The 23322-nt window shown below is 46.8% G+C and carries 19 protein-coding genes; 15 read left to right on the top strand and 4 right to left on the bottom strand.

What is annotated here, in order from left to right; genetic code table 11:
* Positions 1-5 precede the first annotated feature (5 nt).
* From Enr10x_RS28280 to Enr10x_RS28230, 11 genes are all read left to right on the top strand, one after another.
* A complete protein-coding gene (locus Enr10x_RS28280; RefSeq protein WP_145452396.1) occupies positions 6-1532 on the top strand; it encodes a type II secretion system F family protein in 1527 nt (508 codons plus the stop codon).
* A gap of 99 nt (positions 1533-1631) precedes the next feature.
* On the top strand, positions 1632-2003 hold the full coding sequence (locus Enr10x_RS28275) for a hypothetical protein (protein WP_145115377.1): 372 nt from the start codon (positions 1632-1634) through the stop codon (positions 2001-2003).
* Positions 2004-2031: 28 nt separating this feature from the next.
* Positions 2032-2559: a PulJ/GspJ family protein gene (locus Enr10x_RS28270; RefSeq protein WP_232093171.1), complete on the top strand. Its 528-nt coding sequence runs from the start codon at positions 2032-2034 to the stop codon at positions 2557-2559.
* Positions 2560-2605: 46 nt separating this feature from the next.
* Positions 2606-3025, top strand: a complete 420-nt coding sequence (locus Enr10x_RS28265) for a hypothetical protein (protein ID WP_145115372.1) — start codon at positions 2606-2608, stop codon at positions 3023-3025.
* A 40-nt stretch (positions 3026-3065) separates the two neighbouring features.
* On the top strand, positions 3066-3968 hold the full coding sequence (locus Enr10x_RS28260) for a DUF1559 domain-containing protein (RefSeq protein WP_145452394.1): 903 nt from the start codon (positions 3066-3068) through the stop codon (positions 3966-3968).
* A gap of 70 nt (positions 3969-4038) precedes the next feature.
* Positions 4039-5004: a DUF1559 family PulG-like putative transporter gene (locus Enr10x_RS28255; RefSeq protein WP_197997406.1), complete on the top strand. Its 966-nt coding sequence runs from the start codon at positions 4039-4041 to the stop codon at positions 5002-5004.
* A 9-nt stretch (positions 5005-5013) separates the two neighbouring features.
* Positions 5014-6873 carry a hypothetical protein gene (locus Enr10x_RS28250; RefSeq protein WP_145452390.1) on the top strand — a complete coding sequence of 620 codons (1860 nt, stop codon included), beginning with the start codon at positions 5014-5016 and terminating at the stop codon, positions 6871-6873.
* A 12-nt stretch (positions 6874-6885) separates the two neighbouring features.
* The gene (locus Enr10x_RS28245; protein ID WP_145452388.1) at positions 6886-8097 is read left to right on the top strand and encodes an ABC transporter permease; all 1212 of its coding nucleotides are present in this window, start codon (positions 6886-6888) and stop codon (positions 8095-8097) included.
* A gap of 151 nt (positions 8098-8248) precedes the next feature.
* Positions 8249-9733 (top strand): IS21 family transposase, encoded by a 1485-nt coding sequence (gene istA, locus Enr10x_RS28240; protein WP_145447831.1) that lies wholly within the window; start codon positions 8249-8251, stop codon positions 9731-9733.
* Between the two features lie 2 nt (positions 9734-9735).
* Entirely contained in the window at positions 9736-10530 is a 795-nt protein-coding gene (gene istB, locus Enr10x_RS28235; protein ID WP_145447830.1) for an IS21-like element helper ATPase IstB, read from the top strand.
* Positions 10531-10679: 149 nt separating this feature from the next.
* Positions 10680-11012 carry a hypothetical protein gene (locus tag Enr10x_RS28230; protein WP_145452386.1) on the top strand — a complete coding sequence of 111 codons (333 nt, stop codon included), beginning with the start codon at positions 10680-10682 and terminating at the stop codon, positions 11010-11012.
* A gap of 18 nt (positions 11013-11030) precedes the next feature.
* Here the strand turns inward: Enr10x_RS28230 and Enr10x_RS28225 are convergent, their stop codons facing one another.
* On the bottom strand, positions 11031-11972 hold the full coding sequence (locus Enr10x_RS28225; RefSeq protein WP_145452384.1) for an alpha/beta hydrolase: 942 nt from the start codon (positions 11970-11972) through the stop codon (positions 11031-11033).
* Between the two features lie 271 nt (positions 11973-12243).
* Between Enr10x_RS28225 and Enr10x_RS28220 the strand changes: the two genes are divergently transcribed.
* Together Enr10x_RS28220 and Enr10x_RS28215 are read left to right on the top strand one after the other, a co-directional pair.
* Positions 12244-13344, top strand: a complete 1101-nt coding sequence (locus Enr10x_RS28220; RefSeq protein WP_145452382.1) for a protein-glutamate methylesterase/protein-glutamine glutaminase — start codon at positions 12244-12246, stop codon at positions 13342-13344.
* A 632-nt stretch (positions 13345-13976) separates the two neighbouring features.
* Positions 13977-16454, top strand: coding sequence for an ATP-binding protein (locus Enr10x_RS28215; RefSeq protein WP_145452380.1), 2478 nt, complete (start codon positions 13977-13979; stop codon positions 16452-16454).
* Positions 16455-16456: 2 nt separating this feature from the next.
* Here Enr10x_RS28215 and Enr10x_RS28210 read toward each other — a convergent pair whose 3' ends face one another.
* The 3 genes from Enr10x_RS28210 to Enr10x_RS28200 all read right to left on the bottom strand — a co-directional run bounded on the left by Enr10x_RS28210 (position 16457) and on the right by Enr10x_RS28200 (position 20003).
* Positions 16457-17431 (bottom strand): L-threonylcarbamoyladenylate synthase, encoded by a 975-nt coding sequence (locus Enr10x_RS28210; RefSeq protein WP_145452379.1) that lies wholly within the window; start codon positions 17429-17431, stop codon positions 16457-16459.
* Positions 17432-17632: 201 nt separating this feature from the next.
* A complete protein-coding gene (locus tag Enr10x_RS28205) occupies positions 17633-19327 on the bottom strand; it encodes a S41 family peptidase (RefSeq protein WP_197997405.1) in 1695 nt (564 codons plus the stop codon).
* A gap of 451 nt (positions 19328-19778) precedes the next feature.
* Complete coding sequence (locus Enr10x_RS28200; protein ID WP_232093170.1) at positions 19779-20003, bottom strand: carbon storage regulator; 225 nt, start codon at positions 20001-20003, stop codon at positions 19779-19781.
* Positions 20004-20766: 763 nt separating this feature from the next.
* Here Enr10x_RS28200 and Enr10x_RS28195 point away from each other — a divergent pair.
* Positions 20767-22365: a hypothetical protein gene (locus Enr10x_RS28195; protein ID WP_145452375.1), complete on the top strand. Its 1599-nt coding sequence runs from the start codon at positions 20767-20769 to the stop codon at positions 22363-22365.
* A 196-nt stretch (positions 22366-22561) separates the two neighbouring features.
* The gene (locus Enr10x_RS28190; RefSeq protein ID WP_145452374.1) at positions 22562-23314 is read left to right on the top strand and encodes a hypothetical protein; all 753 of its coding nucleotides are present in this window, start codon (positions 22562-22564) and stop codon (positions 23312-23314) included.
* Positions 23315-23322 lie beyond the last annotated feature (8 nt).

Here is a 23322-nt window from a genome sequence, read left to right as displayed (position 1 = left end):
CGGCAGTGGAATTTCTAGGGGTGATATTTAGTCTGGCTTTCTTTGTCTATTTTCCAATCGCAGGCATCACCGCGATGATGCTTTCCTGGAGAATTCGGGATTTCGGTCACCAGGGAGTGAATCCGCTGATCATATTCTGCTGGAAAGCCTATACACTGATCATGCTGACAACAAGTGTGATTTTTCTCCTGCTCCAAGTTATGGCCGTCGTGACAAATCAGTTATCACTCTTTGGGGCTGCATTAGCAGGGCTACCGACCGTATTGGTTTATTGTTTTACCATTTATCTGGAATGGCAATGCTTTCAACTACTTCGTGCATTAAATGTGGGGGATGATTACATCCTGCCGCAGACACTGCAAAACCGGGTACATCTCATCCGCATCGGAGGCAGTATCTTACTCGGAATGCCCCTGTTGATTTTTGTATCAGTTTTAGTATATCTCGCTCCGTTATTTTTTCTGGTTCTGGTCTTCATCTGTTGTCTGTTGAATGTTCTGGCATTGAATAAGCGTTCCAGAGAAACAGAATTACTATGGTTGATTACGTTTTGTGTGGAAAAAAATATACCTCTGGCAACAGAAATCGATCGCTATTCTAAAACAATGTCAGGCAGATACCGTAATCGTCTTTTAAATTTCAGCAGCAGATTGCACTCTGGAGATTCGCTCTCCGAAGCAATGGCTTATAGTCCAGGGCTGTTACCACAATCTGCAATCGTGTCAGTTCACATAGGTGAAGAGACGAAAAGTCCAGGGATTGCATTACGTGATGCCGCGGTGAGAGCAACGAAAAAACTTCATGATACATCAGATAAATCAAATTTGGCGAATTTGATACTGTATCTCACGATCATCCTGTCTCTGCAATTTATCATCACAGGATTTATCATGTATTTTATCGTCCCGAAATTCAAACAGATCTTTCTGGATTTCGGCATCGAACTGCCGCCAATTACTCGGTCCCTAATAGATGCGAGCGACCTGGTATATTCTTATTTCTATTTATTCTTCCCCATCTTCTCACTGCCGGTGATGATTCTGGCACTATTGTATTTTGGGAATTATTTCGGCTGGTATAATCTCCGGATCCCTTTTATTACCGGCTGGTTTCCGCGATTGAATACCCCACATTGTTTACGACAGATAGCGCAAGCGGTAGCAGTCGAAAGTCCTCCACTGATCGCTCTGGATTCTGTCGGGAATTATCATCTATGGACAGATGTCAGACAGCAGGCCCAGTCAGCAGCGATCCGGATTCGCCAGGGACATAATTTCTGGGAGTCACTGCAGGAAGCAGATGTCATTTCCTCCGCTGAGGCGGGACTCTGCAGTACTGCTGAGAAACTGGGAAATCTTCCGTATGTCTTGCGTACTCTGGCCGATACGATCGAACAACGTAGTATTCGCAGAATGAGGTACTTTACTGAAATATGTAAGCCCATTCTGATTTGCATTCTGGCGGTTCTGGTGGGCTATACTGTGCTTGCACTTTTTATGCCCTTAATTCAGCTGCTTCTCAAATATGCCTGATTCAAAATGTACATGAAAAATCGAATTTACAGTCAAGTGAAAGATACTGATCACAACAAACGTCGCGCAGGGATTACTCTCTTCGAGGCATTCGTTTCAATGATTCTGGTAAGTGCCACCATCGCGATTGCTCTGCCTGCGTTCAAAGCCATTGGTCTACAGAGAAAAGCGGTTGATGAACGGTTTCAGGTTACGACAGCATTGGGAAACCTGGCAGAGCGGATTTCTGCAGAGAATACCTGGCAGACACTAAGTCAGGAAGGGCTCAAGAAATATCAGACTGCTCTCATCAATCAATTAGGTCTCAAAGATCCAAAAGTAGAGCTGGAATTAGTCGAAAATGAAGAGCCTGCGGCGAATCGCCAGGTCCGTATCAAAGTGTCCTGGAAGAATACCTATGATGATTACGTAGATCCCGTGATGTTGACACTCTGGTTCTATCAAATGAGTCCGGTTCATGAAAAAGTCTGATTCGAAAAGAATAAAAGAGACAGTGTTATTGGATCTGCGTGAAGGATTTACGTTGATTGAAATGCTGGCTGTGATGGCCACGATGTCGATTCTGTTTACAGTGGCAGTGACTACTCTGGCATTTCTGATGCGCGTAGAGATGCAGGGTACAGAGCGCATCCAGGACAATCTGATTCTACAAAAGCTCTCGCATCAATTCAGGATGGATGTCGCAACTGCTCGGCAAGCAAATCTTATGCCGGATAACCAGAAACAATTGAATCTGGATCGAGGGCACGGAACTTCCATTGTCTATTTTATGACTCAATCCGGTGATGCGATGCGTCGGGAAATTCGCAAAGAAGGCAAGCTCATTTCTCAGGAAGAATATCGTTTACACCTGTCAGATACGAAATTTGAAATTGATCAGCAGGAACTGGTTTCGCTGGAACTACAAATTCCTGAAGAAACCAATCACGAAAATAAAACGCTGAAACCCCTGAATAGGGTTTTCAGATGTGAATCGCATCTAAATCATCAGAATCGATTCCTGAATCAGTCTGTGGAATCCAGGTAAATAAATGAAATTGCGACATCCCAACGTAAACTTGGATCCCACTGTGATGAGAGCTCAGCCTCAACACCATCGGCGGGGGTCTTTTGTCCTGATTCCCATGCTTTGCCTGATTCTGGCGCTGGCAGTGATCGGCGAAATACTGAAACAGACCACCATTGAAACTGGACAGTTAAAACAGCAGCACTTTCAGCTGCAGTCGTCCTGGCTGGCTGATGCTGCCGCACAGAGAGCAGTGACGAAATTGGCACAGAATCCGGACTATGAAGGAGAAATCTGGAAGACTCAGCCCGAGGAGATGGGACAAGATTATCCAGGAGAAGTTGTAATCAAGGTCCAGAAAAACAGACAAATGGAGTCATCAGTCATTATCAGAACAGAGGCCAGTTATCCCGTGAAAGATTCAGGTCGTGTACGCATTGTTCGGGAATGGCCTTGCAAGATCAAAGGTCAGAAATCAGGCAACTGATATTATTCCCAGCAGGAAAAACAGATACAAAGGAAAGATCATGTCAATTTCATGTTCGTTTTCGAGAAAAGCGCCACTGCGAACTCGAAGTGGTTTCACTTTGATCGAGTTACTGGTCGTAATAGCCATTATTGCGATTTTAATCGCTTTGCTTCTGCCAGCAGTTCAGCAGGCACGGGAGGCAGCCCATCGTTCGTCCTGCAAAAATAATCTGATGCAGGTTAATATCGCACTGCAGAATTATGAGATGGCGCATAATGTCTTACCGTCTGGTTCCGTGAACCCCACCGGTCCGGTACGAAATGAATCGAAAGGGTACCATGTCAGTTGGGTACTCCAGATTCTACCTTATCTGGATGAGCGAGTTGCATTTAACAAGTATGATTTTAACGAAAGTGCCTACGCGCCTGTGAATAAGCAGGTCGCCGAATATCGAATTCCGACGTTGAGTTGTCCATCAAATCCGGCTCCTGGTCATTCATACGCCGGCATGCAGAATGATATCGAAGCTCCCATTGATGTGAACAATAACGGAGTCCTGTTTCTCAACAGCAGTGTGCGCTACGATGAAATCCTGGATGGTTGCTCTAAAACCATTTTTATTGGGGAATTTATTGACGGCAATCAACGAGGGTGGGTATCAGGAACTCGTTCCACATTAAGAAATGCGGGTACCCAACTGAATTCAAGGGAGTTAACTTACTTTTCCGGCAAGGCAAAGTTTGATGAACGGACGCAATCAGAGAATTCTACAAACGGTTCTGGGGGATCTCAGGCTTCTCAGAATCCTCTCTATGTTGGCGGTTTTTCCAGCTATCATATGGGAGGAGCCCATTTCGGTTTGGGTGATGGCAGTGTGAGGTTTATAAGCGAAAATATTGATGAGGGGATATATCAGGCACTGGCAAATCGGCATGACGGACAGTTAATTTCTGATTTTTAGTCTCTTTCGTGTCATGAAACTGCTTCGGGGAACTAAGACAGATTCAATCACTGTAGAGGATCATTTCTGCATGAAGACTCAGCAACAGAATAGATCACAACCTGCGGGTTTTGTGCTGGTTGAGCTGTGGTGCGTTTTATTAGTAATCATGGTACTGATCGCTCTCTTACTGCCGGCGGTGCAACAGGCACGAGAAGCTGCGCGGTCCAATGTGTGTAAAAACAACCTGATGCAACTGGGGATCGCGTTGCAAAACTATCGGATGGCACATCAAGTATTTCCCCCAGGAACTATCAACCCACAGGGGCCCATCTTAAATCAACCCGAAGGTTACCATGTCAGTTGGGTTCTTCAGATACTCCCTTTACTGGACGAGCGGGCCGCATTCCTCAGTTATGATTTCATGAAAGGGGTGTATGATCCTGTCAATTCAGACACCGCAAACTATATGCTGCAATGTTTTATTTGTCCTTCCAGCCCCACGGGAGGCTATAACTATGCCGGCTGTCAGCATGACGTAGAGGCACCCATTGATGCAGATAATCAGGGAGTATTTTATTTAAACAGCAGGATTCGTGAAAAGGATTTGAAAGATGGTCGCTCTTATACCATCTTTTTGGGAGAAACATCAGATGGAGGTTTGCTGAGCTGGACTTCAGGGACTTCTTCAACCTTGCGGAACATGGGGACGAAGATTAATCAGTTGATGTCCACCAGGTTATCGCCTCGTGCAGCTTATCCTTATGGGAACGCTAGTGGATATCAATTCAAAAACGATCCGCTATCTGCCGGTTATGAGGGGGAAGAAGACTGGAATGCAGAAGGCAATCTCGAAGGGACTCGTCAAAAAAAGGAACTGACTCCGGAAGAGAAAAAAGCATTGCTCCATGTTGGGGGATTTTCAAGTTTTCATGCAGAGGGCGCTCATTTTAGTTTTGGTGATGCTTCAGTGCGCTATCTCAGCCAGAAAACCGATTATCAGGTTTTGAAGCGGCTGGCCAATCGTCAAGATGGAAATCTGGTTGGGGAGTTTTAGATATCCGGTATGAACAGAAAATCCTGTATTCCAGGTTTCAGAAGGTATGGCGTTTTTGTATTGCTTCTGATCTTGATTCCATCCAGAGTATTGGCTCTCGAGATTCATGAAATACGCTGGTCCTTTCATGACCGCCCTGTCGCGTATCATTTTAATCCAGTCACACTCCTTGTTGAAAATAATAAGACGACTCCCTTTGAGGGAAAATTGCGATTTCAACCGGAATCATTTCGTGGGCAGACAATTGGACTGGCGCTTGCAAAGAGTATCTACATAGCTCCGTATGAGAAAAAATGGGTTCAATTTTACCCCTATTTTACAGAGTCAAATGCGAACTGGTCTGTTGACTGGGAAGAAACAGGACGCCATAAGTCAAAATCATTTCTCGCACCCGTACCAACCCATGAACGAGCTGCAGTTCAACTGGTCAGCTTTGGAAGTCTTGAACGATTATTGCCCGGGATCAAACAATATCCAGAGGAGATATTTCCCCCTTTCTCTGCAACCACTGATTCCCTGGAGTCAGTGGTTCTGAACCATGTTCCCAAGTGGGATAAAGCGCGGAGAACTGCTTTTCTAGAATGGATTTATTCCGGGGGAACAGTACACCTTTTTAAAAATGCCAGCGGTAATGCGCTTGTTTTTTCAGAATCTTTTGCTCCCTTGGATCGAATGTCCAATGTTGTGAGTTATGGCAAAGGGCGAATCTTCCGTCATCAAATAAAAATTGATCAATTATCATCTGCTAAACTCAGCAGGGTGTTACGAACGATTCAGCAAAATCCTGAACAGCCATTTGATGGAGAGGAAAAACTGGCAGATGCATATTCTTATGATCCTGCTCAGGGGTATTATCCGCATGCAGGTTTTCTCCATTCGAATATGAGTGATGAAGAAATACTTACTACTCTGACTGAAATGAGTAAGCCACAGCGAATCTGGTATTTTAATTTCTTTATTTCCTTCTTGTATTTAGTGGTTGTCGGGCCGGGATATTACATCGTTACCAGACTGAGTCAGAAAACTTACTACTACTATGTCTGTTATTTTCTGGGTACAGCACTGTTCAGTCTGATCTTTTTAATTAGCGGAAAATACAGCTCAAATCAGACATCACAAGTTCATTCTCTTTTCCTGGCAAATGTGTTACCCGATCGAGAAATCGAGCTCAGTGAATGGTCGAGTCTCGGTATCGTGAATGGTGGAACATATGAGATATCACACCTGGGTGACGAGCATCTTTATGCAGCGTGTAATGAATTTTCCAGAATCAACGGAATCAGTACAAGTGGATCTCAGGGGATGCTCAAGATAGAGATGCCGCCAAGCTCTACGCAAAGTTTTCTGCATAAAGCCAAGACCAGGAAAACTGTGTTTGAGGTTGCAGTCGAATCTGTCTTGACGAATGAATCTGGCCTGGAGGCACTCACGTTGAAAATCAACGATCAATTCCCCAGTCAGGTCAAACAGATCTACTTTCAGGCAGGTCCGAAATTATATGAGCTTAAACAGGACGAGGAACGGCTTGTTTATCACGGAACATCCAGAAAGATTTCAACCGTACTCGATTATTCTTTACGAAATGCGGCAGATTCTCTTGCTACATTCAGACTGACCGGGACTGTGAAACCCCGAGAGACTCCGGATAAACTGCCACTGGACCAACTGTTTCCTGTGCTGTTAAAACGAGCATTGGGAATCGAATCAGTCCAGACAGGAAGCAAACAGCAGTCTAATGTGAGTACAGGGAAACTTCTGGTTTTATGCGATGCCCCAGATGAACTTATTCTACAATCTCCTCAAGTGACAAATAAATATGGTCTGGTCCTGTATTGTCTCGAAGTTCCCCTCAAAATTCAGATCGACTGAAAGAGGCACTGCATGTTTCGCGGATCTTTGATTTTCACGAGTTTTGCTATCAAAAAAGATGTCTATCTCAGGAAAATACATCTCTTTCGATTTGCCTGTATTGGTATTGTGTTTCTCATGTTTTTCTCTTCCTGGCTCAGCAGTTCTCGTGTTGGTTCTCCAGGACTTGATTTTTTCTCAAAGATGATCTGGCTTGATTTCTGGCTGGTGACGCTGGCAGGTATTGGCATTTTTTCGACGGCAATCACTGAGGAGAAAGATGAAGAGACGTTGCCATTATTGAAGCTGGCTGGTATCAGTTCACTGGGGCTGCTTCTGGGGAAATCTACGGTTAGAGCAGTTCGGATAATTCTGTTGATCCTGGCACAAGTGCCCTTTCTGTTACTGGCAGTAGGCCTGGGAGGAATAACCCCTCTGCAGATATTTGCCACTCTTTTTGCAATGGTGGCTTATGTTGTTCTGATTTCGAATTTCGCTCTGCTATGCTCGGTTTATGCCAGGCGGTCAGGTGATGCCATTGCTCTCGTGCTGATTGCAATGACGATACTTTTCCTGTTCCCCTATCTGCTTTCGGAGCTTTTATTAAACCTGCAATCACGAGGTTTAATTAGCTCTCAGGGATATTTCGCACGCGGGATCGATTGTATTTCTCAGATCAGTCAACGGGTATCGGTCATTGAACAATTTCAGAAGATTCTGACGACCGGCTTCAGCGGATCGGTAATCAGTATACAAGTCGTAAGCAATATTGTAATTGGATTAATTTGTTTTCTAACTGCCTGGGCCTGTTTTGAGTCTGGTTCAGTTCGCGTTGCAGCAGAAAAATCTGACGGTCCAGTTCGAAAATGGAAAACTCGATTTCGGAAACATCGACCTGGTAATCTGGCTCTGGCCTGGAAAGAGTTCCAGTTTACTACCGGAGGCAAGAAGGCTTTTCTTTTCAAATTGCTGTTCTACCCACTGCTGATTCTTCTGGTTACAGGAGGAAGTATGCTCCTGGACCAATATTCCTCCATTTCGTTTATCTCGTCTTTCAGCTGGCGTGGCATGATGAGTACTTCGCTGCTTTTACTCTGTGGCGGTTTTGTGATTGAAAGTACATTGTATGTATCACAGGTATTCCGTGAGGAACGCAGGCAAAAAATGATGCCCTTACTCATGTTGCTTCCTCATTCGCTGGCTCGGATCATGTGTGAAAAGTTATTAGGAGTGTGTCCGTTGTAAACAGCGGCCAGAAAACGTAGCGCCTGTCGGGTAGTGGCAAATCGGTATAAAAACGTAGCGCCCAGATGACCACCTGTTGGTTTTGGGTCAGACTCTCAGTATATGAGTCAGTTCTGATCCGGAAACAGCGGGGGCAAGGGTGATTACAGATATGGAGTTATGGGGTGAGATCCGTCGGCGTGTTCTGACCGGAGAAATCAGTCAACGTGCTGCTCGTGACGAGTACGGTATTCACTGGGACACGCTGCAAAAAATACTGACCTACTCGGAGCCGCCGGGATACCGGCTGACTAAGCCCCGGCCTTCCAAGCTGGAGCCGTTTCTGCCGATCATTCATGAGATTCTGCAGAACGACCGCAGCGTGCATCGCAAACAGCGCCATACGGGGAAGCGCATCTTCGAACGTCTGCGGGACGAACACGGGTATTCCGGTGGAATCACGATCGTCCGGGAAGCCATCCGTGACTGGAAAGCCCAGTCCCGCGAGGTTTTCCTGCCGCTCCGCCATCCCCCGGGCGAAGCCCAGGTGGACTTCGGCTTTGCCGATGTCTGGCTGGACGGAACACTGACCAAAGTCGCCCTGTTTGTGATGACGTTACCTTATTCGGACGCGATTTTTATCCAGGCCTTTCCCCGGGAATGTACGGAAGCCTTTCTGGAAGGACACAAGCGGGCCTTTGAATTTCTGGGCGGTGTACCGCAGCGGATCAGCTATGACAACTCGAAAATCGCAGTAGCCAGTCTGGTAGGGAACCGTGAGCGAAAAGTAACGACCGAGTTCCTGCGTCTGAAAAGCCACTTTCTGTTTGACGATCATTTCTGTCTGGTACGACGACCGAATGAGAAAGGCCATGTCGAGCGGTTGCTGGACTATGCCCGCAGCAACTTCCTGGTCCCCGTTCCCCGGGTTGCTTCCCTGGAGACTCTGAACGAGCAGTTAGTGCAATGCTGCCGGAACGATCTGCAGCGTCAGTTGCGGGGACAGGCTTCCCCCAAACAGAGCCTGCTGGCGGAAGAACAACGGGAATTCCTGCGGCCCCTGCCACAGCAGACGTTCGAAGCCTGCCGACTGGGACAGGCACACGCCGACTCCCTGTCGCTGGTCCGCTTTGATACCAACAGTTACTCGGTTCCCACAAAATACGCGCATCGTCAGATCACTATCGTGGCCACCATCACCGAAGTGCGGCTGTTGTTTGAAGAGACGTTAATCGCCCGGCACCAGCGGGACTGGGGACGGGAACAGACCCGTTTTAACCCGATTCATTACCTGAGTTTACTGGAACGGAAGCCGGGAGGCTTTGATCATGCCCGCCCCCTGGAAGACTGGGATCTGCCGGTCTGTCTGGGCATTCTCCGCCGTCGGCTGGAAGCCGAACTGCAGTCAGACGGCACGCGGGAGTTCATCAAGGTGCTGCGCCTGCTGGAACACCATCCGTTATCCGCACTGAAGCGTGCGGTGGAATACGCGCTGGACATTGATGCGACCCGCGCTTCTGCCATTCGCCTGATTCTGGAATACCAGCAGGAGTCACCGCTGACTCTGTTCAGCCTGGAAGGCCGTCCCCACCTGAAGCTGGTACAGGTGGCACAGACGGATGTTTCTGCTTACCAGTCCCTGTTAATCGGAGGTTAAACGTGACCAGAAAACAAACCAAAAGCCTGGTGCTGCTGCAGCACCATCTCAAGAACCTGAGGCTGCCCACCATCCTCAGAGAATGCGAAAAGATCGCCGCCCGTTGTGCCACTGACAATGTCGACCATCTGGGATTCCTGTTACAGTTATGTGAACTGGAACTGATTGAACGGGAACGCCGGGCCGCGGAACGACGTCTGAAGGCCGCGAAGTTCCCGACGTATAAGACCCTGGAAACGTTCGATTTTCAGGTCCAGCCCGGCCTCAACAAACTGCTGGTCAGCGAACTGATGCGGGGTGAGTTTATCGAGCAGCGGGAGAATATCCTGCTGGTGGGCAATTCCGGCACCGGCAAGACGCACCTGGCAGTCGCCCTGGGGATTGCCGCCTGCGGCCAGGGAAAGCGGGTCCGCTTTTACCAGGTCACAGAACTGATTACCCAGTTAATGGAAGCCCGCGAACAGCGGGAGTTAACCCGCCTGAAAAAGCAGCTCGCGAAACTCGATCTGCTGATTCTGGATGAACTGGGATATGTCCCCGCAAGTAAACTCGGCTCCGAGTTGCTGTTCGACGTGATCAGCACGGCTTACGAACGTTTCAGCCTGATCGTAACGACCAATCTCCCCTTTGAAAACTGGACCGAGGTCCTGGGCAGCGAACGGCTGACGGGGGCCACACTCGACCGGCTCACCCATCGTTGCCATATCCTGGAAACCACTGGTGAAAGTTACCGGTTACAGGACGCCAAACGGCGGCACACAAAAAGCTCAAGCAAGCAACCGCGACTGACGAAATAACAAAAGACCACGCATTCGTCCCCAAACAGCCACATCAGGACGAATCCTGCACAGACAGCGCTACGGTTTTCAACCGGCACGCGCTACGTTTTCTGACCGTTGTTTACAGCCCGTCGCTTATTCCTGTCAGTATGGGAATAATTCTGATCTTGTTACTGGCTCCGGATAGTGTGTTGGTTTTTGCCGATGCCAGGTGGGAAATCTACATTCCGCTGATCCTGGCCCAATATGCAGTCTTCTTGCATTTACTGGCATATTACTCCCTGGTAGTTCGCTGGGGAGCGCTGGCATTTGCGATCGGAACCTTGATTCTCCTTGAAGCCTGCCTCTCTCCGTTTCTGCAGATTATGTATTTATTCTTTCACTACACGATTGGAGAGACAGGAATCATTATGCCGGCATTTTATCTGAGCCTGCTCAGCTGTTTTCTGTTACAGTTTCTCATTACAGGCAGATTGCATCGTATTGCTACAGAAGAATAAACTGAAATTACTTTCAGCCTATTTCGGTAAGAATGCCTGCTTTAAATGAGAACCAGCCATTTGCACAGCTTCAAAGGCGCGATCGAAAACGTCAGAGCGCCGAAAGAAACCATGGATCATATCTTCAAAATTGATGTGTTCGACAGGAACGTCCGAGTTCTGCATTTGTTCAATGTACTGTATCACCTCGGAATAGAGGGGGTCATATCCAGCTGTGATGACTAAAGCAGCTGGTAGCCCCGATAGATCTTTACACCGCAATGGGGAAGCATAGATTTCGCGGCCGGCAGATTCATCTGGCAGATATTGTTCCCAGAACCATTCCATTGCTCTTCTGGTGAGGAAGTAATTTGTGGCATATTTCTGATAGGATTCTGTATCGAAGTAATAATTTGTTACTGGATAAACTAATAACTGGTAATACAGCTTAAGGGCTTCTGATTCGCGGGCTTTCAGGGCAACCGCAGTAGCAAGGTTTCCTCCGGCACTGTCACCTCCGATGGCAATCCTCTGGCGATCGAGATTGAGTTCATCTGCATGTTCTTCAACCCAGAATGTTGCTGCAAGCGCATCCTGAAACGGAATTGGATAAGGATATTCGGGTGCCATGCGATAGTCTACAGAAAGAACTTTACAACCTGCTGTTCCCGCCAGATCCTGACATAAACCATCATAGGCATCGAGTGTTCCCAGCACCCAACCTCCACCATGAAAATAGATCAATGCGGGCCAATGATCTGGAAGGTCATTGGAGTCAAGTTCAGGAGTATAGATCCGAACTTCGATCTGCTCATCGCCTACCGGGATGAGCAGGCTTTCGATTTTTTTTGCAGGTAGGTGTGGTTCAGGTGAGGGAGTCAGTGTAGATCTGATGAATTCTGGAGTCATTTCCTCGAACGGTGGCAGGTCCACTTGGGAAATTTCATCGAGATATCGTGCAACTTGGGGATGGACTGGCATTTAGATTTCCTGAAGTCGATAGCAGTATGAAGCGAGGCAAATACTTGAAAGAAATATACATCAGAATATAGTGCAGTGCGATTATAACGAATAGTCTGTCTGGGCTGCCACGGAATGCTGAATTGATAAGAAAATAAACATACTGCTCAGAAGGGGATATAGTTTGTGACCTATTTTAATAGAGAGAAGCCAGTATTTATATCTAATTATCCAAAATGATGCAGGTGCATTACCGTTTTTGAAACTGCAGTCCTTACAGGTAAGTCAAGTTATGTCCGCACAACCGATTCGTGTTTTAATTGTAGATGATTCAGCTGTCATTCGCGGCCTGATTTCGAAGTCGCTCGAACAGGAGCTTGATATCATCGTTGCCGGGACTGCCATGAATGGTGAACGTGCATTGAGTTGGATGAGTTCTCATCCAGTGGATGTGGTTATTCTCGATGTAGAAATGCCTGTGATGGATGGTCTGACGGCATTACAGAAAATCCAAAGTGATTTTCCAGACGTACCTGTGATTATGGCTAGCGGTTTAACCAGCCAGGGGGCTGAGACCACAGTCAAAGCACTGTCTCTGGGGGCGGTTGGCTGTGTAGCCAAACCTCAGACAGCGAGCGCTGCCGAGAGCATTCGTGTGCTTTCCCGCGAACTGGTCATGATGATCAAAGCCGTTGGTGCCAAGAGAAAATCAACTGTGCAAGTTGTTGAGTCAACGGTCCCTGCAAAGACAGTGAGTCCGGCTCCCTCTCCCACCTCAGGGCAACTGTTCCAGAAAAGTATCAAATTCTATAAGCAACCAGAGGTTCTGGTGATAGGAACCAGTACAGGTGGGCCTAAAGCACTGGCAGAATTAATGCCGCAAATTCCTGTCGATTTTCCTATTCCGATTCTAATCGTCCAGCATATGCCGCCAGGTTTTACAGAAATCCTGGCGTCGCATATTCAAAAAGATAGTGGCAGGGTCACAGTGGAAGCAAAGCCGAACGAGCCACTTGAATCGCATAAGACATATGTTGCCCCCGGAGGCAGTCATCTCCTTATTGGAGAAAATAATGGTCAGAAAGTGACTTTGATCAATCAGGCACCCCCGGAGCATTTCTGCCGACCTTCTGTTAATCCACTGTTCCGGTCGGCGGCTGAACATTACGGAAGTGCTACTCTGGCCGTAATGTTGACAGGTATGGGGGAGGATGGAATCGAAGGCAGCCACGATATTGCACGTGCTGGAGGTACGATCATTGCACAGGATGAGGCTTCCAGTGTGGTGTGGGGCATGCCGGCTGCTGTCGTCATGGCTGGCCTCGCCGACAAAGTTTTACCACTTTCAGAAATCGCTGCAGAAATCAAATCGCAATGCCTGGTCCGTGCCTGAGCACGACTTCGGCATCAAATGCTGACAGTCAATGGGTGAAATATCGCCATAACTGGAATCTTAGCAACGATCCGTCTATCGGGGAAAATCACTTTAAAAGTCGATTTTCAATTTCGATTAGCGATTGGGGCACGAAGATTACGATAACTTAGAATGACCTGATATAGGCTATAACCATCTTTTAGTGCTAGCCGGTTATTATCAGATTCACGACTAGTTTACCACTCAAGAGACAGCACCTCTGATTTTATCTGGTTAATGATGAAACAGTTAGCGGTCTGGTTCTCAAATTCACTCTTGCCGAACTGAACCAGATGTAACGAGATCGTTACAGCGTTCATTATTAATTCAGATTTTGTTGATCGCCAGTATCGTTCACCCCCCTCTGAACGGTGCTGGCGTTTTTTATTTCAACTTACTTTCATTTCGCAGGATCTGTCTGGATGGACACTTACCAGCTTCAGTGAATGCTTCTCATTCATTCGCAGATCGATCAACTCTCCCTACATCTATTACGACCCTCTGATTCCGTATTCCCCGAATTTATAGTCACTCATTCCTGCAATCTTGTAAGGATTGGTGTTTCTTTGGCGATCAGTTTTTTTTTGGAAGATACATTTTTAAGGAGGTGAATGCCTTACTTATGGTGCGGTGAATTCACTGATCTTGGGAAATGTAAACTGAGTGAGGCTGCGTATGCGCTTCATCATCAGATTCTCTATCGCAAACTGAACCAGCGCTTTCTGAATCCAATGAAAATCTTCAAGCCATTAACACGGATACCTGCAAAATTGAGGAAGTGGTCTATTTCTGATCGCCTCAAATGTGCATTTGGTTTGCTGGTTCTGGTTCAGGTTGCCAGTGGAGCTGTTACGCTATTTCAATTATCAAATATTAATCATGACATTTCCCAACTGGTAACAGTTGAAGAGCCGCTTGAAGAATCCATACTGGAAATGGAAATAGAAGCTGGCAAGATGGCACGCTCTGTCCTCGATTATGTACGCGACAGAGATAAGAAACATCTTGAGAAACTGATCCTGGCTCGAGACAGTTTTCAGGAAAGTTTTAAGCGTTATAAGAAACTGACTCAGTCTGGCCAGGAACTGGATCTGAACAGACAGGTAGAGCTCGATTATTCGGAATACAATCGAAAATCTGCAGCACTGGTCAGACTGGTTGATAAACGGGATGCAGCGTTACACGTATTTGTAAACCATGTCAAGCAGATCAATCAGTTAATAGGCAGTGAGAATCGTGAAACGGGCAATAGCCAGTCCGAAGCGGAAATCATTAAAGCAGATGCCTCTCATAATATGGAAAAGTATCTGAATATTACGTTTGGTTCAATTGAAGAATACGTAGTCCAGCGAAATCAGACTCTGCTGTTGCGGATTTTTGATGCGGAGCGAAAATTTCGATTGTTCGAAGCGCAATATCTGCAATCCATTTCTAATCAGCTGGAGATTCAGCGAGTGAATGAAATCGATGCGCTGTTTGAGAAGGCTACAACTTATGGCAATCAGATCGTAAATATTACTGATGACATTGATCGTCACTTGACTGGCTTTGAGCAGAAGTTGGAGACCCTCAATGACCTGTTGCATAATCAAGTGCACCCTCTCATCCATGCTGATACTGTCAAAGCCACTCACCATGCAGATAGTTCAATCCAGTCGGCGATTATGGTTATCAGTATCCTGGCCGTTATAGGTACGAGCTTTGCATTATTTTCAGTCTGGATTATTTCACGGGGAATCGTCTCTCCCATATTAGAGCTATCAAAAAGTGCGGAGCTGATCGCTGCTGGAGATGTAGATCATCGAATTGAGGTTGAATCACAAGATGAAATAGGTCGCCTTGCCAATGCCTTCAATCATATGGTTGAAGATCTGGTGATCGCTCAACAGGAAGCCGAGAAAGCCAGTCATATCAAAACTGCATTCCTGGCCAATATGAGTCATGAAATTCGAACTCCCATGACTGCCATCCTGGGGTTTGCTGAAATCATGCGTCAGCGAAATCAAGACCCTGAGACAATGCGTCATCTTGAGACAATCAAAAAAAATGGAGAATATCTGCTGGAGTTAATAAACGATATTCTGGATGTTTCAAAAATTGAAGCGGATAAACTCGAAGTGGAAACTATTCAATGCTCTCTGACTGAACTGATTGAAGACGTCAAGACACTGATGGAAATTCGTGCTTTCGACAAAGGGCTGGATCTGATTGTGAAGGTTGATGGACAGGTTCCCAACTGGATTCAGAGTGACCCGGTCAGGCTTCGTCAGATTCTGATCAATTTGCTGAGTAACGCGATTAAATTTACGAAGGAAGGTCGTATCGAACTGGTGATCAGGTCAGTCCATTTGGGTTTCAATGAACTAGGACTTCAGTTCGATGTCATTGATACTGGGATCGGAATGACTGAGGCACAGTTGTCGCGGCTATTTCAGCCGTTTGTCCAGGCGGACTCTTCAACGACACGCAAATATGGTGGAACTGGTCTGGGACTTACAATCTGCAAAAGATTGACTCATATTCTGGGAGGCGAAATCACAGTTTCCAGTGAGTATGGAACCGGTACGGCTTTCAGTGTGACAGTGAGATCAGGAGAATCCGGGGCTGAGGAGTATCTAGACCAAACGGCATTTGAGCGAAAGCTCTCACAGGGTACTACCTGCAAAGAAAGACCAGTAGTAAAACACAGCTATCAAATATTACTGGCAGAGGACGGCCCTGATAACCAAAAACTGATTCGCTATTTTCTACAAAAAGCTGGCCATGATGTGACACTGGCTGAAAATGGCTTGGAAGCAGTCAAACTGGCACTGGATGCTGTGGAAAAAAAGTCAGTGTATGATGTTATTCTGATGGATATGCAGATGCCGGAACTGGATGGTTATGCAGCGACTAAGGAACTTCGATCCAGGGGGTATGGATTTCCGATTATTGCTTTAACCGCCCATTCAATGAATGGGGCGCGTGAGGAGTGCCTGGCAGCAGGATGCGATAGTTTTGCGACCAAACCAATTCAACCAGATCAATTGTTTGCAGCAATTCACGAATGCATTACCTGTTTTAAACTGCAATCTGATTCTGTGAGTTAGCTTCAGTAGGCGGCCCGCTCCAGACGATTGTTAATCGTTCTCCCTAATCCTGTTTCAGGCATTCTCAGGGCCACGATACATTCAACGCTTGCCTGGTCCAGATTTCTCAAGGCTGAAAACAGTTTTGCTGCAGCTGTTTTTAAATTCCCTGAAGGGGACAGTATTTCCTGGGCCGCAAATTCGCGTCCTGAGAGTATCGTTTCTTCGAGAGGGTACAGGCTTAAAACGCCAATCGACTCTGCGGTGGGCAGTTGCTCCAGTTTTTCGATGAGAAACAACCGGGTCCCCGGCGCATAATGTCGAGGCAACATTCCAGGGCTGACTTGTGATTTTGTTTCAGCGAAATCTTCGATCCTGGCCAGTCTGACGGTTTCCACACAGGATTCAATTTCTTCCAGTGCAATTCCCCCCGGACGTAAGAGTATAGTTGACTCCTCGGTACATTGAATGACAGTTGATTCGACGCCAACCTGACATGGGCCTCCTTCCAGAATCATGGGGATTTCATCACCCAGTTGTTCAACTACATGCTGAGCGAGGGTTGGGCTGAGGCATCCAAACTTATTTGCACTGGGAGCGGCAATTGGTAACCCGGTGACCTGGAGCAATTCCCAGGCAATCGGATGAGCAGGGATGCGAATGGCAACAGAGTCCAGCCCTGAGGTGACAAGATCAGGGATCACATTTCGTTTCGGGAGGACCAGAGTTAGAGGTCCCGGCCAGAATCGTTCAGCGAGTCGTTGTGCTGGAGCAGATAATCCTGTAGTAAACTCAGATAGTTGTTCGGGGGTTGCAATGTGTACAATTAAGGGGTCGAAATGAGGTCTTTGCTTAACTTCGAAAATACGGGCGACCGCTTCAGGATTGAGTGCATTGGCTCCCAATCCGTAGACGGTTTCAGTCGCGAAAGCAACCAGTTCACCATTGTGGAGCAGTTCAGCAGCAGCTGTCACATCTTGAGAAATATTACACTTCATAACCAGAATTTAATCAGTCTTTGTGTATTGTTTGAAACGGGGGAGTTCATGAGTCTTAACGAAAAAAGACTCTCGCATCATACCAGTCTCGACGGCCGGGGCAACCGGAACAGCACAAGGCTATCCGTCGAGTTTAGTACAAAACGAGAGTCTGTATTTTATCAGGAATGAATCAAGGCGTGATTCATCACTGGTATGATTTTATCCCGAAAATTGAAATCGTTGCGGACTGGCCTGACGTCCTGATGAAATATTGTTTACAAGTTCACCAGGTCGCTGGCTCATAATGGTATTAATCCCTGCTTTCAAATCCTGATCAACGGGGCCAATTTCCTCCAGCTCCCTGTCGGTCATGTTGACTGGAATATCGGGAGTTACACCAGCTCCTGCCATCTCTCTTCCTGTGGGAGAGTAGAATTTGGCTGTGGTTAGCCAGAAAGTTCCAGGAACTGACTGTAGCGGAAAATGCGTCTGCACAGTTCCTTTGCCATAAGTTTTTCGACCGATAATCAGTCCGCGTCGATTTTCCTGAATTGCTGCTGCAAAGATTTCACTGGCACTGGCACTGTCGCCGTCCACCAGAACAACCAGGGGCATTTTCCAGGTTTTGTCATGGGTTGCTGATTCGACGGTATTATCGCTCTGGTATCTACCCCGAGTCGATACAATTTTACCGGAAGGTACGAATCTGTTAGACACGGCAATCGCTTCTGTCAAGAGTCCTCCCGGGTTTCCCCGCAGGTCAAAAATCAGCGATTGCATGCCTTGCTGATGCAGTTTCCAGAGGGCCTGATCCAATTCCTGGGAAGCTCCCTCTCCGAATTTCTCCAGTCGAATGAGGCCGATTTTACGTTGTGCGTCAACCAATTTCGTTTCGCTGATATTAGTGATACGAATCGCCTGACGACTCAGATTTAACCGGGCGGTTCTACTGTCACGACGAACTTCGAGGGAGACGGATGAACCAGCTGGTCCGGTAACCAGATTGGCAACCTCGTCCAGGGACAGGCCGGCCAGACTTCTCTGGTTGACACCGACGATCACATCTCCCCGTTGCAGCCCCGCCTGCTCAGCGGATCCCCCATTCAGAGTTCGCAGGATGACGGCTCCATCACGGTGAGTTTTCAGTTGAACTCCCACGCCGACGATATTATTCCCTCCCGCATCAACGCGTGGTCCAGAGGCGCTGGGAGTAAATTCGAAACGTGAGTGTTTATCGAGTGCTTCCAACGAACCGTAAGCAAATTCATAGATCACTACTGTAGCCGGCATCTGCAACTGGCTACCTGCGATATCGGCTGCCTGACGCAGTACAGTCACTGCATCTTGAGCAGAGCGGGCCGGGTTCTGGTCCATTAACTGTTGCCAGCGATTCTGAGCCATGCGGATCTGTTCTGGTGAGGCAGCAATTCGATTGACTCTTAAAAAGTTCTGATTTTCTACAGCGAAAATCAGATTTTGTAACGATTTTTTGGTACGTACATCATAGGACGGAGGTTGTACATGTCGTGCGTCGATCATGCGATTGACTTCCAGATAGAACGAATAAGCACGTTGTGGATCCAGATTCTGCAGCGTCGCTACCACCGATTGACTGTTATAGCGTTGCGAGATCTTAGCCCTCAGTTCCTGGTTGGGGTCGAGAGGGACCTGGGTCGGAAACCGGGTGTCGTAACGTTCCCTATCATATTGCGGCAGGGTTTGTTGTTGCAGTTCTCGAATCAGTTCCCGTAATTTCTGGTTGTCGAAATCATTCTGAAATGAATCACGGTAACGACGACCTGGAGAAGAGTAATTTTGCTGAGGAGCTTGATCACCAAACTGGTTCCGAGCGCGACCAATTGAGTAGTCATCCCCAGACAGGAGCTGTCGTAATTTTGCTTCATAGTCATCCATGCTCAACTCGTTAGAAACAGGGCGATTTCTACGATGCCGTTGACCAGGTGCATAATCTGCATCCGATCGATGCCGTGGAATGGGGGCATAATCTGAGTAGGAAGGTGTGCGGAAACGATTGTCCTGTTGATAATCTAACGAGGAACCGTTGTTACTACGGTAATCATTTCCCTGAAATGGGGTGTATTCTGCAGCATGGGAGAAGGTGGCACATCCAGACAGGAAAACTGCCGTCAGCAGAATGACCATTCCCCAGACAACAAGTCGAGCGGAATTAATAGTTTCGGTTTGATTAGATTTGCATTGTGATCGATTCATGATCCCCTCCGATATCAGTCGCTTCGCGACTATATGAAGCCCGGCCAATCAACTTCCTCTATGATGGCTTAACGGAATAAAAATTGTGAAAAATAACAGCTCACATATTGTGTGCCGTTCTGCAGTTAATAATTCATGCACATTGAGTATTGAGCCCGGGACTTACACTTTCCGAGTTCATGGTATTCAAGTTCTCTGGTGAATTGTCTGGTTCGAGCAATTCACCTCGAATCACACGAATATCACCGGGGGCTTCGACACCTATTTTGATAGCACCTTTTCCAGTCTTTAAAATCTTGATGACGATATTTTCACCGATTTGAATTACTTCGTCGCGTTTTCTAGTTAATACCAGCATTGAGATTCTCCTGTTCTAATAGATCACCAGTATGATAAAGGATCATAATGATGTCATGTTATTGTTTAAAAGTGGCTACTTATAATCAGTAGCATTCAGCGTGCCAATCAATAGTGCAACATGGTGTCGCATCGTTAAACCCATGTAATGAAAAGGAATATGGATTTTATTGAAAAGTTGAAAGTGGTTGTGGTGACTGTTTGACAGTGTAATATTGACAACAGAAGAATATACGCACCCAAAGTTACAATAGATCAAATAATAATACGTCCATTTTATGATTACACAAAACTGCTTTTACAGGGCTTTGGAATCATTAAAGTGGACGCAGTCGTGGAATCCTTTGTGGCTTTCCTATCTTTGCGGCTGCTGGCTTTTGTCTATGGTTGAGATCGTGTGACAATTTGATGACAGTATAAGCTGAAGAGCAAAACTGAAGCAGAGCAGAAGCATGGTCTTGACGTAATTTGCAAAACCAGTAAACTTCGCCGCCTGATCAGACTGGTTCAGTTGTCAACGCCGTTCTATTTCACTGCAGGCTGCCCCACACCAGCAGTTCTTCCAATCTGGAGAGAAAACACATTTGCTACTTGAACGGGCCCAAATGGTTCAGGTTTCGCAAACGGTGAAATGCTACTGAGACCGATCAAGCGATTGTCATGGAAGGCACATGTTAACTAAGCCAAAGAATTCACGAGAAAGGATTGTGTGAATGTATTCCCGCTACCGCCACACCATTAGTTACCACAAGAAATGTAAGGACATGTTGTCTTTTGGACCTCGCGTTCTGTTAATCCTGGTCCTTTCAGGGTTTGTTGCAACCTGCTCCTACTCGAGCGCATTTGCACAGTCACCCAATGATGACAACAGCAAACTGGTCAATGACCTGCTGCGTTTGCTCGAAAAATCTGAACTGGCTACTCGAGATCGTGAGTACAAACCATCCGGACTCGACCTGCCTCCAACTCCGCAGCTCAATGCCTCGCGGATCAATATCAATGAAGTGAGAGATACACTGGACAAGTTCTCCCGAGATTCCTCGGATCTCGCGATCCAGTTGAATCGTGTGATGTATCAGGTTCCCGGAGTCCGCGAATATATTGCCGACGTTTTGAAGGTTCGCGCACGAGCTTCGATTCTCGCAGATCGAGTTCGCCGCACAAATGACATAAATCAGATTGCTACGGAATATGGTGAAATTGATCAGTTATGGCGTGTTGTTGCTCTGCAACTGGATCAGGTTCGAGGGCTGGATCGCCAGTCTCGAAATCTGATTACCAGTATGAATGCAGCAGATCGTAAACTGGGAGATCTGCTTCAAACTGGTCCCCAGCTCAAACGAACAGATTTGCTGAGACAGACCTCAGCATTGAGCAATGCACTCAGCATTTTAATTCAGGATGTAGAATATGAATTATCGCGCGAACCCCAGCGACTGGAACTGGTAAGACAGGGACAGGAGGTTGAACAGCGCATGATCCAGGTAACCAACCTGATCATTGACCGACAGAGCTACGATTCCATAAAGCGCGAATATCTGGCGTTCCGTGATTCCTGGAATACTTATGCGACGCGTTTACGTTCCTACCATAATCGTATTTTAAGCCGCGGAATCCAGCGGGTCGTTCAGCAGGATCGTTCCATTCAGGAACTGCTCTGGTTGCCTCAGGATGGTGCCAATCTTCAGGAAGTGGCACATTTGACAGAAGCATTGAAACGCGATGTAGATGAGTTCTATCGCAGAGCCACACTGCGTCTGTTGATCAGCCTGCCGCCTGCTAACTATATTGCGACGTCTGATGAATTTTACGGAACCGTGGAGAACCTGATTGATACAGTCAACCATAATGAATCCACAGCAAATCTGATTACTTCCTTCCAGTATATTGAGTCATCCTGGAAAGACTTTTCAGCCATGTTCCACACGGTTGAGAGCCCTGCTGCTTTGCAGTTACTGGACAAGGTGGATAACTCGATCAATGCACTGCGAATCGCACTGCGAATTGAGAAACCTTCCGACAGTATTGATCTGGCAAAACTTGTCGTTGCACTGGAAGCACAAAGTACTCAACTTTCTCTGATCGCTGAGCAGTGGCTGGCAACCGAATCGCCTTCCTTCAGACAGGCGACACAAAATTCTATTCGAGATTTTTCTAATACCGCGCATGAACTGCACCGCATCGTTCTGATGCAACCTGCTTCGATGGCACTGATTCGAACCAAGAGTAATGAGCTGTTCGAAAGCTGGTTCCAGGTACATGAAAAAATTTCCCGTTGCGAGACTCATGAAAAATATCAGTTACAGGAAACAGCAGTCCGGATCACTCAGATGCTGATGGATCTGCGGTATGCTACGAAGTAAACTGATTGATGATTGCTAAATGTCAATTCAGAGCCCTCATCTTATGAGGGCTCTGTTCTTGCGCAATGAGAGCAAAAACATTTAAATTCTGGGGTGATAGAATAAGGTTCTACCGATGAATTCGTCTCACTCACCTGAGGAACATTCACAATTCGAGCCTGGTGATCAGGATGAAACTGACTGGGTTGATTCGATTGTGGCTTTTTTTGAAGCGATGCAGCGATTTTTTCGCATCCGGGTATTGGACCTGCATCGTGACCGCAAAACCCGGATAGAAGTCCGCAGCACTTTATTCCTGCCTTTAGCGGGTTTTTCACTGGGTCTACTGATCACGGTGTTGCTGGTTCTACTGCAGTTTCTGTGGCCATTGGAGATTGCTGTCCTGCTGACTGGTGCACTGGAACTTTTATTTTTACGGACGTTTGTGCCAGAATCGATACCTCAGTGCCGGGAATTCCTTGATCAGCGCGGGCGGGCAAGTTCGCCAGGAAACCTCTTTGTTTTGACTATTGTGTTCATGCTTTTGCGTGTAGCTTTATTTTACCAGCTGTTTACAGAGGCTGATACCTTATTGGCACCTTCGATCCTGATCCTGATTTCCATCTCGCTGGGAACGTGGATTATCCCGTTTTCCATCAGTGTTGTGAATGCGCAGGATGAAACTGCGAGGTGGGTGAATCCCCAATTCCCACTTTCCCTGAAACAGTTAGGTTACGGAAGTTTATTTCTAATTCCGGTTGTGTTGGTTGGGAGTTGGTTGGCACTACGAGACCTGGCACCTGCTCTCATCGTATCCGGGTTGGTGATCTACTGGATTATGCGAAAACTGGAAGATCATGATGCAGCTGTCACTGATGTGCATCTGGAAGGACTGGCGTCTCTCTTTCAGATTCTGTTTTTGCTGGCCTGCACGATTGATTTTTCGTTTTTGAAAACAGTGTCAGAATAAAAGTTGGT

The sequence above is a fragment of the Gimesia panareensis genome (assembly GCF_007748155.1).
Lineage (GTDB): Bacteria > Planctomycetota > Planctomycetia > Planctomycetales > Planctomycetaceae > Gimesia > Gimesia panareensis.
This window is presented reverse-complemented; position numbering and strand designations above follow the sequence as displayed.

Coding starts and splice junctions, on each gene's coding strand:
- istA (WP_145447831.1), top strand. CDS start 8,249: ATGGAGTTATGGGGTGAGATCCGTCGGCGTGTTCTGACCGGAGAAATC.
- Enr10x_RS28260 (WP_145452394.1), top strand. CDS start 3,066: ATGTCAATTTCATGTTCGTTTTCGAGAAAAGCGCCACTGCGAACTCGA.
- Enr10x_RS28275 (WP_145115377.1), top strand. CDS start 1,632: ATGATTCTGGTAAGTGCCACCATCGCGATTGCTCTGCCTGCGTTCAAA.
- Enr10x_RS28210 (WP_145452379.1), bottom strand. CDS start 17,431: ATGAAGTGTAATATTTCTCAAGATGTGACAGCTGCTGCTGAACTGCTC.
- Enr10x_RS28205 (WP_197997405.1), bottom strand. CDS start 19,327: ATGGATGACTATGAAGCAAAATTACGACAGCTCCTGTCTGGGGATGAC.
- Enr10x_RS28255 (WP_197997406.1), top strand. CDS start 4,039: ATGAAGACTCAGCAACAGAATAGATCACAACCTGCGGGTTTTGTGCTG.
- Enr10x_RS28220 (WP_145452382.1), top strand. CDS start 12,244: ATGTCCGCACAACCGATTCGTGTTTTAATTGTAGATGATTCAGCTGTC.
- Enr10x_RS28245 (WP_145452388.1), top strand. CDS start 6,886: ATGTTTCGCGGATCTTTGATTTTCACGAGTTTTGCTATCAAAAAAGAT.
- Enr10x_RS28250 (WP_145452390.1), top strand. CDS start 5,014: ATGAACAGAAAATCCTGTATTCCAGGTTTCAGAAGGTATGGCGTTTTT.
- Enr10x_RS28215 (WP_145452380.1), top strand. CDS start 13,977: ATGCCTTACTTATGGTGCGGTGAATTCACTGATCTTGGGAAATGTAAA.
- Enr10x_RS28225 (WP_145452384.1), bottom strand. CDS start 11,972: ATGCCAGTCCATCCCCAAGTTGCACGATATCTCGATGAAATTTCCCAA.
- Enr10x_RS28200 (WP_232093170.1), bottom strand. CDS start 20,003: ATGCTGGTATTAACTAGAAAACGCGACGAAGTAATTCAAATCGGTGAA.
- Enr10x_RS28195 (WP_145452375.1), top strand. CDS start 20,767: ATGTTGTCTTTTGGACCTCGCGTTCTGTTAATCCTGGTCCTTTCAGGG.
- Enr10x_RS28265 (WP_145115372.1), top strand. CDS start 2,606: ATGAGAGCTCAGCCTCAACACCATCGGCGGGGGTCTTTTGTCCTGATT.